Genomic DNA, 14,176 nt, shown 5'->3' with positions numbered 1-14,176 from the left:
TTGATTGGAAAAGGACTGGATAAAGGAACAAAAACGCGTTGAGATGATTCAAACTGTAATTGATGAAAAAGCAGAACAACTCCAACAGAACATGGGTGGAGTGAAGGCAGGAATCATCGAACTAAGAAAAAACTTCTGGGAAGACGTTACAGTCAACCTGGATGAACCTGACGATGTTATTGAAACCTTTGCGAGTATGAAGCAACAGGCAGAATTATTAGCGGAACGAGAGAGAACACATGGTCAGTCCTTTAAACAATTTAAGCAGCTAGGTAATTTGCGAAAATCCCCTTATTTTGGACGGATAGATTTTCATGAAGATGGTGAACAGTCAGTTGATAAAGTTTATATTGGTATAGCTTCCTTAATGGATACCAATAACGAAGAGTTCCTCATTTATGATTGGCGCGCACCAATCTCTAGCTTGTATTATGATTATTCACCAGGTCCGGCTTCTTATGAAACACCTTCTGGAAAAATAGAAGGAACAATGGAATTAAAACGACAATATATCATAAAAAACGGTCAGTTAATCAGTATGTTTGATACTGGCGTTACAATAGGAGATAGTTTGCTTCAAGAAGTGCTAGGCGGTAATGCCAATACACAAATGAAGAGCATTGTTGCTACAATTCAAAAAGAACAAAATAGTATTATTCGAAATGAACGCAGTAAGTTTTTGATCGTACAAGGTGTTGCTGGTAGCGGGAAAACATCTGCAGCCTTACAAAGGGTTGCTTATTTATTGTACCGGTATAGAGATACACTTTCTTCTGAAAATATTATGTTGTTTTCACCTAATCCACTGTTTAATAGCTATGTTGCTACTGTGCTTCCGGAACTTGGCGAAGATAATATGAAACAAACTACTTATCAGCAATATGTAAAAAACAGGCTAGGAAGGCAGTTTAAAGTGGAGGATCCTTTTACCCAAATGGAATATTCACTCACTGCAATGGATGACTCTTTTTATGAAACAAGGATGAAAGCAATTCAATTTAAAGCAAGTCTCGATTTTAAAAATATCGTTGATCAATATATTTCTTATTTATCAGCACAGGGTCTTGTATTTAAAAATATTAAATTTCGTGATCGATTGTTACTTTCTGCTAAAGAAATATATAAGATATTTTATGATTTGGATTCTTCTATCTCGATTCCAAACCGTATGAAGCTTTTATTTGATGAAATATGGAAGGTGCTAGCAAAGGAAGAGCTAAAAGAAAGAAAAAAAGATTGGGTTTTAGAAGAAGCTGAATTATTGGATAAAGAAGATTATTTAAGGGCTTATCATAGAGCTCAAAAAGTTCAAGAGAGCGAAGACCATTCTTTCGACGATTTTGACAGAGAACAACAGATTTTAGCCAAGGTTATTGTAAGGAAACATTTTAAACGACTAAGGGAAGCTGTGAAGAATTATAAATTTATAAATATGAAGGCAGTGTACCAAAATTTATTTAAGTGGGCAGAACCATTCTCTCGCCCAGAAGAGTGGGATGAAATTGCAGCACTAACTCTAGATTACCTTCAAAAGAACTTCATGCCCTACGAGGATGCTACACCATATTTATATTTGCAAGATCAACTTGAGGGAAGGAAATCAAATACACTTATTCGCCATTTATTTATTGATGAAGCCCAGGATTATTCACCGTTTCAATTTGAATTTTTAATGCAGCTGTTTCCTAATAGTAAGATGACCATCTTAGGAGATATAAACCAAGCGATATATGCACATACGATGAATGCACCAACATTACTTTCCAGTGAATTAGAGAATATGGAAAAAATTGAACTGCTAAAAAGTTATAGATCAACAGCTGAAATAGTCAATTTCACAAAAGGTTTAATAAGTAATGGCCATTTAATTGAACCTTTTAATCGCCCGGGGAATAAACCGGTCCTTACTATTGTAGATAATGAGGAAATACTTCATCAAAGAATAACAGCTTGTGTTCACCAAATGAAAGAGATTGGACACGAAACGATTGCAATCATATGTAAAACATTAAAAGAAAGTCAACATGCATATACCCAATTGCGAGAGAAGCTAGATGTTAAGATTTTCAATAAGGACGCGAATTCCTATGAGAAGGGAGTTATTATCATTCCAGCGTATTTAGCAAAGGGAATTGAATTTGATGCTGTAATAATTTACAATGCCTCTAATAAGCAATATGATAGGGAATTTGAACGAAATCTCTTCTATACAGCATGTACAAGAGCAATGCATGATTTACATTTATTCTCGATTGGAGAGCAAACACAACTTATGCAAGGTATTTCCCAAGAGACCTATAAACACGGAAAGTGATAGGAATTCACGAAATTTGTCGAAAAGTATTGCATTATTGAATAAATATGTGATAATATTGTCTACATTACAAAAGAACCACCTTTTCCTTAAAAAGCGCTGCGATGACGTTGCCTCTCGTGGTGCTTTTTTTATTTCTTCATTTTTTTCCCTCGTTTGCCACTATATTTGTAATATATTTGTAATAAAACTGACTTAATTTGAAATAATAAGGCGATTTGTGTCACATATTGAAAAACGCTTAAAAACTCAGTGTTTGCAAGTGTTTTCAACTTTTACTCCATACATAATTCTACAAAGTCAGACAAGAATTATACAAATATATTACAATATCATGTTTCTCCTCAATTATTACGATTAATGTGTTAAAGTAGTAAACGTAAATAAAATATGAAACTATTTACCTAGATTGCTAGAGAATATTTCATTGGGAGTTTGGGTTTAGGAGGATTTTTAATATGAGTTTGGAGTTAAAACGGCAAAAGAAAAGAAAAAAAGCCGGATTATTTCTTAAAGTAACAACCGCATTACTCCTTTTAACTACGATTCCATTTCCAGCATCAGCAACTACTGATATAAATACAGTTTTCCATGTGTATATAGATGATACGTACGCAGGAGTTATTTCTGATAAAGAGGTCGTAAATAAAGCAGTAATAGAAGTAATCGAAGAAAATCAAGAACAATATGAAGGTTTACATTTACAATTAGGAAATAAAATCACTTACATACCAGAGCAAGTATTCTGGTTAAATGCAAATAATGAAGCTGTCTCTAATAAGATTGAAGAATTAGGTACAGTGAAAGCACTGGTTACTGCTATTACAGCAGACGATGAACAAATTGCATATTTGAAAGATATTAATACAGCAGAAAGTGTTGTAGAAACAATTCAAACACAATATGTACCCAAAGAAGATTTAGAAGCATTTAATGAGCAGCAACAAAGTGCTCAAACAATGATGGCTATGTCTACAGTTACAAAAGAAGAAACAGATAAATCTTTACCTTCAGGTATTCTTAATATCGCAACAAAAGAAGATCTTAAATATGAAGTTGTAGCTGTTGATCCTGATGACGTAATGAGTTCGAAGGATGCAGTTCAACTATTAAAAAAGGGAACGCTTGAAGAAAAGACCCATATTGTAAAAGAAGGCGAAGTATTTGGGAGAATCGCTGCTAAATACGGACTTACAAATCAACAATTAGAAGATATAAATAAAGGTGTAACAGAAGAATCGATTTTACAAATTGGTCAAGAATTAAATGTACTTGTAACTAAACCACTTCTCAATGTATTAGTTGAAAAAGAAGTATATAAAGAAGAAGCCGTTGGTTTCGAAACAGAAGTTGTTGAAAACAGTTCATTACCGAAAGGTGAAACAAGAGTTAAACAACAAGGAAAGAACGGTAAAAGTGGTATCACATATAAAATTGTTGAACAAAACGGTAAAGAAATTAAAAAAGAAGTATTAGATGAAAAAGTAATTTCAAAACCAGTTAAAAAGATTATTGAAAAAGGAACAAAAGTAATTCCATCACGCGGAACAGGGTCATTTACATGGCCAACAAATGGCGGATATATATCAAGTGTACAAGGACAAAGATGGGGTAAGCTCCATAAAGGTATAGATATTGCTCGTCCTAGTAACTACACGATTAAAGCAGCAGATCACGGAATTGTTGTTTTCGCTGGATGGCATGGTGGATATGGTAATAAAATAATTATTGACCATCAAAATGGTTATAGAACCGTTTATGCACACTTACGTTCCATTAGTGTATCTAAAGGTCAAAAAGTAGAAAAGGGATCAAAAATTGGTATTATGGGTAGCACAGGTGATTCTACTGGCACTCATCTCCACTTTGAGATTTATAAAAATGGGGCTCTTAAAAATCCTTTAAGCTACTTTTAGAATGAAAATACAGGTCCAAGGGGGAGATTGAACTCACTTGGACCTGTTTCTTTTGTATGCTAAAATAGGTAAAATAGCTATATTAGAGTGGCGTTATAAATTATTATTCTTATGTATAGATCATTACCAATTTTTATAAAAGATGGTTATTAATCGTAAAGGGGATATAAGCACGATGGATAAAAAGATTCTTGTAGTAGATGATGAAAGACCAATCGCAGATATTCTTCAGTTTAACCTTGAAAAAGAAGGTTTTACTGTACAGTGTGCATACGATGGAGATGAAGCATTGAAGCTAGTGGAAGAAATGCAGCCTGATATGATTCTCCTCGACATTATGCTACCAAATCGAGATGGCATGGAAATTTGCCGTGAAGTTAGAAAAAAATATGAAATGCCTATTATTATGCTAACTGCAAAGGATTCTGAAATAGATAAAGTTTTAGGATTAGAGCTTGGTGCTGATGATTATGTAACGAAACCTTTCAGCACAAGAGAATTGATTGCTCGTGTAAAGGCAAATTTACGCCGTCACTCGCAAGCTTCCCAACAAGCAGAAGCAGATGATAGTAATGAAATTACAGTAGGATCGTTAACCATTCATCCAAATGCATATGTAGTCTCAAAACATGGGGAAACAATTGAACTTACTCATAGAGAGTTTGAATTGTTACATTACTTAGCAAAACATATTGGTCAAGTGATGACGCGTGAGCATTTATTGCAAACTGTGTGGGGCTATGACTACTTTGGTGATGTCCGTACTGTGGATGTTACAGTAAGGAGACTTCGAGAAAAAATTGAGGATAATCCGAGTCACCCAACATGGATCGTAACTCGTAGAGGAGTCGGTTATTATTTACGCACACCTGAACAGGAGTAAACTTCATGGAAAAAGTAAGCTTTTTTCGCTCTGTTCATACAAAATTTGTTGTAATTTACGTCTTACTGATATTAATTGCCATGCAAATTATTGGTGTATATTTTGTTGGCAAGTTAGAAGAACAGTTAATAGAAAACTTCCAAAATAGTATTGAAGGCCGCCTGCCGTTATTAGAGTACAACATACGAGAAGAATTGAATAAAGATAGAACATCAGAAGAAGTACCTTCACTCGAAACAGAGCTTAATACGTTATTGTTTGATTTTGCTGCTACCGATATTTCAGAAGTAATATTTGTAAATAATAGAAGCGTTATTATGGGAACATCCGAAGTAAATAATACGGGAATTGTCGGTCAAAAATTCGCTGAAAGACTGGTAAGAATTGCCCTAAATGGAGACCGAGAAGAAAAAGTAATGCTAGATGAAGACTCTCGAGATCGAATATGGGTACTAGCAGCCCCTATTTATAATAATAGCGAAGTAGTAGGCGTTATTTACCTAGAAGCAAAGATAGAAACCATCTATGAACAGATGGATGAAATTAATAACATTTTTATTACTGGAACCCTTATTGCAATGCTAATTACTGCGATTCTTGGAATTGTACTTGCAAGAATGATTACGAGACCAATATCAGATATGAAGCGGCAAGCAACTGCTATGGCAAAAGGTAACTTTTCTAGGAAGGTAACGATTTACGGAAGAGATGAGATTGGTCAATTAGCACATTCCTTTAACCATTTAACGAAAAGATTGCAAGAAGCTCAGGCAATGACTGAAGGGGAGCGGCGAAAGCTTTCCTCCGTTCTTTCATTTATGACGGATGGAGTAATAGCAACCGATCGAAAAGGAAGAGTCATACTAATTAACGAGCGTGCTGCTGAGATGCTAAAAGTTCCACGTGAAACAGTCTTATCACAACCAATAATTGAACTATTAGAGCTAGAAGGAGAATACAGTTTCGAGGATTTGCTCGTCATGAAAGAATCATTAATTCTAGATTACGGAACAGTCGATACTCCTTATATTCTAAGAGCAAATATGTCTGTTATTCAGCGTGAAACAGGGTTTGTAAATGGTGTAATTGCTGTTTTACATGATATTACGGAGCAAGAAAAGCTAGAAGAAGAAAGACGAGAATTCGTTTCTAATGTATCTCATGAATTAAGAACACCGTTAACGACGATGAGAAGTTATTTGGAAGCTCTGTCTGATGGTGCGATGAAAGACGAAAATCTAGGTCCTCGCTTTTTAGGAGTTACACGAAATGAGACAGAGCGGATGATTCGTCTTGTAAATGATTTATTGCAGCTTTCTAGAATGGATAGTAGAAACTATCAACTTAATAAAAATTGGGTTGATTTTGTTAAGTTTCTTAACCATATTATTGATAGATTTGAAATGACTAAAGAAAGACATGTTACATTTAAACGGGAGTTTCCAAATAAGGAAATCTTCGTTGAAGTCGATGAGGATAAATTAACTCAAGTTATTGATAATATTATTTCGAATGCATTGAAGTACTCACCAGAGGGTGGGAGAATTACTTACCGAATCAAAGAATTAGATGGAAAGATTGAAATAAGTATAAGTGACCAAGGTATTGGAATTCCAAAAGAAAACTTAGAGAAAGTATTTGAACGCTTCTATCGGGTGGACCGAGCTAGGACAAGGCAGCTTGGTGGAACAGGTCTCGGCTTAGCGATAGCAAAAGAAATGATCGGTGCTCACGGGGGGGATATTTGGGCAGAAAGTAAAGAAGGAAAGGGAACAACAATCCTATTCACCCTCCCATATGACCCTGAACAAGAGGATGATTGGCTGTGAAGTTTGAAACGATAAAGTCAATATTACTAGTAGTACTAGTGACAATTAGTATCTTTTTGACATGGAGCATGTGGAAATATAAACCTGATTTAGATGTTAGCGATAAGCCGCAGACACACCAAATGCAAATTGCGGAGTCAAGAGAACCTGCAGAACTAATCATGCCAATCAGACTTCTATATCATATTGATGGGGAACATTATGGATCAGTAAAGGCTTATGATATAAAAAACTTAATTGGTCAAATAAGTAGATGGAATCTGTTTAGAATTGAAGGGCCACGAATTTTAAGTAATGAGGAAATTGCTACATTATCTCAATCGAATAACCGAATTGAAATAATGTATCCTGATCTTGTACCTTTTGATATATACAAAAGCATTATTAATATTCAATCTGATGATGTACCGCGAGCAAGTTTTAATCGAATTGTGATTAATTTAGATTATAAGGGGCAAGATGCTGCTGCTATTTATTTTATCTCGACGATTGATGGTAGAGTGTTCGAAAGTAATATTGACCCTGAAAGAATAACACAATTAATACAGTATACAAGAGATAATAAAAAGGAATTTGATCAATATGAAGCTGTAGAGCTTGCAGACGGTCGAATTAGATTTTTGTTAAGCGAAGAGAAGGAATTAAAGAGGTATAAGTATTATACAAATAATATTGATGTAAGTAAGTTCCAGGAAGTATTATTTAGTGATCCTGATAAAGTTAGACGGGATTTTGTTAAAAATGGAGAGAAATTCACAGATGACTCCAGCTTCATGAATGTTGATTATATGTCAAATATGATTTCTTATGTTTACCCCGGAAATGAATTAAAAACAGAGGATATCTTAAGAAATAATGATATCTTGAAAAAAAGTATTGATTATATAAACGAGCATAAAGGTTGGACCGATAATTATCGTTACTTTAATATCGGTGAATATGACCAACGAGTTTCTTTCCAGCTCTTTATGGATGATTATCCTGTATTTAATGATAAAGGGATGACACAGTTTCGGCTCTCGTGGGGAGCAGAAGGTATATTTAAATATAATAGACCATATTTTTCGTTCGATATTGATTTACCAGGGGAATTATTAATAAAACTTCCTTCTGGCACAACCGTATTAGATTATTTAATGACGGATCCTGATTTTAAACCAGAATTAATGCAAGATTTAATGATTGGTTATAGACTCGGCAAGGACCCTAATAATGCGCAAGTTTATACATTGGAGCCATCTTGGTATTATCTTTATGCCGGATCATGGTTACGTGTAGATCCGATCGATATAAGGGGGAAGTTCAATGGATTGGAGTAGGATAAAAACGATATTTATTGTGGCTTTCCTCATTCTAGATCTATTTTTACTTTCCCAACTGAAAGCAAAAACGGAATTTGAAACAAAAGAAGACCCTACGGTAGAAGAAAACCTGAAAACAGATGGAATTGACTATAGTAATTTGCCTAGCGATCACATCAAGGATCAGTATCTAAGTGCTAATACAAAAGTGTTTGAAGAGACAGTTTTAGATACTTTAACAGACCAAGACGCATATTTGTTAGAAAGTAATACTGTTATTTATTCTAATCTACAAAAACCAATATCAATTGGAGAGGACGGTGATTTAACGAAGTTACTCCAATTTGTTAAAACAAATGTGCTATTTGGAGATCAATATGACTTGTGGGAATATAATGGCGAGGCAAAGACCGTAACATTCTATCAAAAAGTAGATGATAAGTTTTTATTTTTAAACCAAAGTGGTCAACTCGTTTTTACTCTTAATATTGATAATCAAGTAGTTTCGTATAAACAAACAATGCTTGACTCCTTCGATCCTATTAGTGACAAGGAAGAGGTACTTTCAGCTTTCCGTGGTGTAGAATCTCTATATCGAAAAGGGATGATAAAATCAGAAAGTAAAATTGTTAAAGCAGAACTAGGTTATTACACACTAGTAAATATGGAAGCTACGCAAGTATTAACACCTACATGGAGAATTATTGTAGAAAAGGACGGTATAAGAGAAAATTTACTTTTTAATGCGATAGAGGGTCAGATTATCGTAGTCCCTAGAGGAAATGAGAAAAATTGGAGTGAATAAATAAATGACCATGCAATTTAGTGTGCTGGCGAGTGGCAGCACGGGGAATGCTGTATATGTAGAAACAGCCGAGCATTCCATTTTAGTTGATGCGGGATTAAGTTGTAAACAAATGGATGGTCTTTTTCAACAAATTGGACGAAATCCTGCAGATTTAGATGGTATCCTCGTTACACATGAACATTCAGACCATATAAAAGGTGTCGGAGTAATGGCAAGGAAGTATAAATTGCCTATTTATGCGAATGAACGAACTTGGAAAGCGATGGAAGGTCATTTAGGAGAAATTGACATCCAACAAAAATTTGTGTTTGGAATGGAAAAGGTAAAAACATTTGGTTCTCTTGATATTGAATCATTTGGTGTTTCCCATGATGCAGCAGAGCCAATGTTTTATATATTCCGTTCAGGTGGAAAAAAGCTCGTCATTATAACAGATACTGGTTATGTTAGTGATAGAATGAAAAGCATGATTTCAAATGCAGATATGTATGTATTTGAAAGTAATCATGATATTCAAATGTTAAGAATGGGAAGATATCCTTGGAGTGTGAAAAGGAGAATCTTAAGTGATGTGGGCCACGTTTCTAATGAAGATGCAGCTCTAGCGATGAGTGATGTAATTGGCGACAATACGAAAAGAATTTACTTAGCGCACTTAAGTAAAGATAATAATATGAAAGACCTGGCAAGAATGAGTGTACAACAAACACTTGAAAGTAGAGGTATTTCAGTAGGTTCTAGTTTCCAATTATTTGACACAGATCCAAACAAACCAACCGAATTAACTGCAGTGTAAAACGAAAAGCGAAAGCGCCTGATCAGCGACGTCCAAATTTAAAGCTTTCTGACGAGATAAAGGAAACACGACGAAGAATGAGTCGATGTTGACTTATCGTAGGAAGAAAGTGTAAATTTGCTAGTCGCTAGGCGCTGTAGCTAGACAAAGAAAAGCGAAAAGCTTTTTATAGTTAAATTTTGAAACAATAGATAATATATCGAACGAAAAGCCAAACTAAATCTTGAACTATTTTCAAGTTAGCTTGGCTTTTTTCCTTTAATAATACTCCTTTTTCAAGTTAGAAAGTATTCTGTTTTGTAATTTAACTTTACAATATTATAATTATAATATGAATTGGTAAACTATACTGTATTGCATTAGAAGGGAATGGTGTATGTGGGGTATTATGATGATCACAGCCCAAACCGTAATCAGGGACGAGGCAAGGCAAAAAGTTTCTTTTCTGGGCTAATCGGAGGAATTATTGGTGCCTTATTAGTTGTTTTAATTTATCCAAATGTAGTTAGTAATACAAGTAATGTAGATGTGAGTAATAAAACAGTTGAAACAAATAAAAATAATGATAATAACAAAATTACACAAAATGTATCTGTTGATGTTACAACAGATGTTACGAAGGCAGTAGAAAAAGCCGGTAAGAGTGTTGTTGGAATTACAAATTTACAGGTAGCGAGCTTTTGGTCCTCTGGTGAAAGTACGGAGGCTGGCACGGGATCAGGTGTTATTTATAAAAGAGCTGGAGATTCTGTGTATATCGTTACAAATCATCATGTAGTAGAAGGAGCTTCTCAAATAGAGATAACATTAGATGATGGCACAAAGATACCTGCTGAATTAAGGGGAAGTGATGTTTGGACAGATCTTGCAGTAGTCGAAATAAGCGGAAAAGATATTGGGGATGAATACATTACCGAATTTGGTGATTCGGATGCATTAAAAATAGGAGAGCCAGTTTTAGCGATAGGTAATCCTTTAGGTCTTCAATTTTCTGGCTCCGTTACTCAAGGTGTTATTTCAGGAGTAAACCGCACAGTACCTATTGATATTAATAATGACCGTATTCCAGACTGGCATTCAGAAGTTATTCAAACGGATGCTGCAATTAATCCAGGAAATAGTGGTGGAGCTCTCGTTAATATTGCTGGTCAAGTAGTTGGAATTAACTCCATGAAAATTGCGCAAGCAGCAGTAGAAGGAATTGGTTTTTCCATTCCAATAAATTATGTAGTTCCTATTATTGAAGACCTTGAAGCCTATGGTGAGGTAAGAAGACCTGCAATGGGAATTACATTACGCAATGTGGCTGAAGTCTCAGCATATCATCAGCAAGAAACATTAAAGTTACCAGAAGATGTAACAGACGGCATTATGATTGAACAAGTAGTACCGAATTCCCCAGCAGATAAGGCTGGTTTAAGAGAATTGGATGTCATTATTCAGATGGATGATGAAAAGGTAAAGGATATCGTGGAACTACGAAAGTACTTGTATAACGAAAAAAATGTTGGTGACAAGCTGAAAGTTAGGTTTTATCGTGCTGGTGAAATAAAGGAAGCAACATTACAACTCGACAATGAGTCTAGAATGTAATAGTAAGAATACAAAAGGGAAAGCTACTAGTAGCTTTCCCTTTTTATTTATTGTGATAATATTAGTTGTGGATAAGCAATATTTAATAAGTGAATTTTATTGAGGAAAGAAGGATCAGCATGATTTATTGTTGTCTAGAACATGTGGAATTAGCACTTGATATTATTGTGGATGAATATGAAACAGCCCCTATCTTGCAAGAAATTGAAAGTGAAGGGAAATTATCCACAACATGTGAATATTGTAATAATACTGCAACATATATTGTGGGGAACTAGTATTCTTATACAAAATGTGGATAGAAAATGTGAATATGTGGATAACTTTTGTGGATAAATTGTTTGTATAGTGTGTTTATCCTGTGAATAATGTTTTGTGGATAACGTAATGTGAGGAAGAGGCTTACCAATAAATACTTATTGGAAGCCTTTTTTTGGATTTGCATATGAAACGAGCTCCAACAAGTCATCTTTATTAGACTAATTGAATAGGTCACTTTTCAATAGCCTGAATATTAGCTTGATTTAAGTTTTAATATATTTATCATAAATAATAAGACACCGATGACTACCATAATAGATCCGATGATAATACCGATTGTAAGGGAAGTATTGTCGGTGAGAAGCTCGATAAATAATACTCCTTGCATAATTGGAACACCTAAATTGTGTAACCAAAAATGGGTTTTTGCCAATTTGGTTTCAGAGGCACTTGGATATATAGAATAAATAAGACCGAAGATTGACATGGAAACCCATCCAAGTAAATTTAAATGTGCATGAACAGATGTGTAAGAAAAGTCTTGTATGATGCCCATTACTAGTCCTAAACAGACAGCAATGAAAAAGTAAACAACAGCTATTTTTAAAAAGCGGACACCCATTATTTCACCTCCCTTTTTCCAATAATTTGGTGGAGCTATAATAATGTATGTTGGAAAGTAGTGCCGTTATTCCTAGTTAAAATTAATTAATATTCATGAAAAAAGTGGAAAATTTGATAGGTGAAAGGTGGGAAATGTATGCAACTAGTCACCCAGCCAGAGATATTAAAGACAAATGATTATGTCGCATTATGTGGAGGAAAAGGCAATGACGTTTGGGATATGTTGACAGCTTGTATGAATGGAGAGGTGTCTACCGTTCAGAAGCTGTTAAAGAAGGAACCTTCCTTAATACATTGTAATTGGGCATATCTTACTCCATTACACTTTGCAGTACGAGAAGGGCACTTGGAAATAGTGGTAATTCTGTTAAATGCTGCTGCAGATGGTGCATACATATCAGGTCTAAGTTGGCATGAGAGTCCTTTGCAATTGGCAAAGGATAGACGGTATACGGAAATAGAAAAGTTGTTAGAGAAAAATCTACATCAAACATTTCACAGCAATTCATTAGGTGAATCAGTAGCAACATTGGTAAAGCAGCGCAAGCAGAATGAAGTGATTCAATTAATGAATGATAATCCAGAAGCTATCAATGTAAGTGATGAACGAGGAAATACTCCTCTCCATTGGGCTGTTTTAACTCGTCAACTAGAACTGATGGATTACTTAATAGACAAAGGTATAGATGTTGAAGCGAAACGGGCGGATGGGTGTAAGGCTATACATATAGCGTTAGAAGGGGATTATTTTTATCGAACGAACCGAGATTTAGATAGGAAAACGATAAGAAATACTTCGTTTATTCTTGGATATTTAATAGCAAAAGGTTGTCAGTATGATATTTTTGTAGCTTCTGCTATTGGTGATACAGAGTATATACAAGAAACTATATCTGAAGGCTCTGTGAAGATTAATGAACTTGATAGTTCAGCTAGATCAGCGTTGTATTATGCTGCAAAACATGGAAATGAAGAATCTGTTAGACTACTTTTGGAACATGGAGCAAATCCAAATCAAGCAGAAAGAGATGCGGTTGATGGAGCGGCGTTACATGCAGCTGTAAGTGGAAACTATTTATCGATTGTGAAAATGTTATTAGAATACGGTGCAAATGTACATGCAGAGGTGGAGGCTTCTGGTAATCCATTATACATTGCGATGAGAGACAATAACCATGAAATAGTTGAATTACTTTATATGTATGGTGCTAATATTTCGTTAACAGCAGCATGTGCCTTAGGCAGAATAGATTTAGTGGGAGAGCTAGTAGCATTGAAGCCATCTTCAGTGAATGCAGGTGACTATGGCCCGTTGACACAAGCGATTAGTTCCGGTCATACACGGATTGTTCATTTGCTATTAAAGCATAATGTCGAATTAAATGCCCCTTGGTATGCTAGTAATTATATGGTTTATGCATTCCGTTTCTCAGACATCGAAATGGTTAGGCTTTTGCTTGATCATGGTGCCAACCCGAATAATAAAAATTGGGTAGGGATTAGTTATCTGCATATAGTGGCCCAGCAAGGGAATGTAGATTTAGCAAAATTACTTATAGACTACGGTGCAGATATTAATGCAGTAGACGATGAAAATTGTACAACTCCATTAGGGTGGGCTGCAAAATATGGTCATCTAGAAATGGTTACTTTTCTTCTTAAGCAAGGTGCTAAAAAAATTATAAAAGGAATGCCAGAATGGGCGGAACCAATAGCATGGGCTAAAAGAAAAGGACACAATCATATAGAAGAAAGTCTTCGTTAGATTATTTTATTAAAGAAAAAGCTCTGTTAAAGTTCATTGTTGTTAACAACTTAGTTGATTGTAGCGGATGTTAGCTAAGGCCGTGC

The 14,176-nt window shown here is 35.0% G+C and carries 11 protein-coding genes; 10 read left to right on the top strand and 1 reads right to left on the bottom strand.

Going from position 1 to position 14,176, the window contains the following annotated elements; genetic code table 11:
• The first annotated feature begins 4 nt into the window (after positions 1-4).
• From helD to ACFPM4_RS13605, 9 genes are all read left to right on the top strand, one after another.
• Positions 5-2,314, top strand: a complete 2,310-nt coding sequence (gene helD / locus ACFPM4_RS13645) for an RNA polymerase recycling motor HelD (RefSeq protein ID WP_382352760.1) — start codon at positions 5-7, stop codon at positions 2,312-2,314.
• Positions 2,315-2,772: 458 nt separating this feature from the next.
• Positions 2,773-4,230 carry a peptidoglycan DD-metalloendopeptidase family protein gene (locus ACFPM4_RS13640; RefSeq protein WP_382352757.1) on the top strand — a complete coding sequence of 486 codons (1,458 nt, stop codon included), beginning with the start codon at positions 2,773-2,775 and terminating at the stop codon, positions 4,228-4,230.
• A gap of 175 nt (positions 4,231-4,405) precedes the next feature.
• Positions 4,406-5,113, top strand: a complete 708-nt coding sequence (yycF, locus tag ACFPM4_RS13635) for a response regulator YycF (RefSeq protein ID WP_144926087.1) — start codon at positions 4,406-4,408, stop codon at positions 5,111-5,113.
• A gap of 5 nt (positions 5,114-5,118) precedes the next feature.
• Complete coding sequence (gene walK, locus ACFPM4_RS13630; RefSeq protein ID WP_382352753.1) at positions 5,119-6,942, top strand: cell wall metabolism sensor histidine kinase WalK; 1,824 nt, start codon at positions 5,119-5,121, stop codon at positions 6,940-6,942.
• The gene (locus ACFPM4_RS13625) at positions 6,939-8,261 is read left to right on the top strand and encodes a YycH family regulatory protein (RefSeq protein WP_382352750.1); all 1,323 of its coding nucleotides are present in this window, start codon (positions 6,939-6,941) and stop codon (positions 8,259-8,261) included. Before walK ends, ACFPM4_RS13625 begins: the two co-directional genes overlap by 4 nt.
• Positions 8,248-9,048, top strand: coding sequence for a two-component system regulatory protein YycI (locus ACFPM4_RS13620; protein ID WP_382352747.1), 801 nt, complete (start codon positions 8,248-8,250; stop codon positions 9,046-9,048). The genes ACFPM4_RS13625 and ACFPM4_RS13620 overlap by 14 nt, the downstream gene beginning before the upstream one ends.
• Before the next feature lie 4 nt (positions 9,049-9,052).
• On the top strand, positions 9,053-9,847 hold the full coding sequence (locus tag ACFPM4_RS13615) for an MBL fold metallo-hydrolase (RefSeq protein WP_144926076.1): 795 nt from the start codon (positions 9,053-9,055) through the stop codon (positions 9,845-9,847).
• Positions 9,848-10,225: 378 nt separating this feature from the next.
• Complete coding sequence (locus tag ACFPM4_RS13610; RefSeq protein ID WP_382352743.1) at positions 10,226-11,440, top strand: S1C family serine protease; 1,215 nt, start codon at positions 10,226-10,228, stop codon at positions 11,438-11,440.
• 119 nt (positions 11,441-11,559) lie between these two features.
• Complete coding sequence (locus ACFPM4_RS13605; RefSeq protein ID WP_382352740.1) at positions 11,560-11,718, top strand: CxxH/CxxC protein; 159 nt, start codon at positions 11,560-11,562, stop codon at positions 11,716-11,718.
• Between the two features lie 236 nt (positions 11,719-11,954).
• Here the strand turns inward: ACFPM4_RS13605 and ACFPM4_RS13600 are convergent, their stop codons facing one another.
• Positions 11,955-12,323 carry a cytochrome-c oxidase gene (locus tag ACFPM4_RS13600; RefSeq protein ID WP_382352737.1) on the bottom strand — a complete coding sequence of 123 codons (369 nt, stop codon included), beginning with the start codon at positions 12,321-12,323 and terminating at the stop codon, positions 11,955-11,957.
• Between the two features lie 138 nt (positions 12,324-12,461).
• On the opposite strand from ACFPM4_RS13600, the gene ACFPM4_RS13595 reads away from it, so the two are divergent.
• On the top strand, positions 12,462-14,090 hold the full coding sequence (locus ACFPM4_RS13595; RefSeq protein WP_382352734.1) for an ankyrin repeat domain-containing protein: 1,629 nt from the start codon (positions 12,462-12,464) through the stop codon (positions 14,088-14,090).
• Positions 14,091-14,176 lie beyond the last annotated feature (86 nt).

This window comes from Lederbergia graminis, assembly GCF_042655485.1.
Lineage (GTDB): Bacteria > Bacillota > Bacilli > Bacillales > Bacillaceae_C > Lederbergia > Lederbergia graminis.
This window is presented reverse-complemented; position numbering and strand designations above follow the sequence as displayed.

Excerpts from the sequence above, each read along its gene's own strand:
- ACFPM4_RS13640 (WP_382352757.1), top strand. The coding sequence starts at position 2,773 with ATGAGTTTGGAGTTAAAACGGCAAAAGAAAAGAAAAAAAGCCGGATTA.
- yycF (WP_144926087.1), top strand. The coding sequence starts at position 4,406 with ATGGATAAAAAGATTCTTGTAGTAGATGATGAAAGACCAATCGCAGAT.
- walK (WP_382352753.1), top strand. The coding sequence starts at position 5,119 with ATGGAAAAAGTAAGCTTTTTTCGCTCTGTTCATACAAAATTTGTTGTA.
- ACFPM4_RS13620 (WP_382352747.1), top strand. The coding sequence starts at position 8,248 with ATGGATTGGAGTAGGATAAAAACGATATTTATTGTGGCTTTCCTCATT.
- ACFPM4_RS13615 (WP_144926076.1), top strand. The coding sequence starts at position 9,053 with ATGACCATGCAATTTAGTGTGCTGGCGAGTGGCAGCACGGGGAATGCT.
- ACFPM4_RS13605 (WP_382352740.1), top strand. The coding sequence starts at position 11,560 with ATGATTTATTGTTGTCTAGAACATGTGGAATTAGCACTTGATATTATT.
- ACFPM4_RS13600 (WP_382352737.1), bottom strand. The coding sequence starts at position 12,323 with ATGGGTGTCCGCTTTTTAAAAATAGCTGTTGTTTACTTTTTCATTGCT.
- ACFPM4_RS13595 (WP_382352734.1), top strand. The coding sequence starts at position 12,462 with ATGCAACTAGTCACCCAGCCAGAGATATTAAAGACAAATGATTATGTC.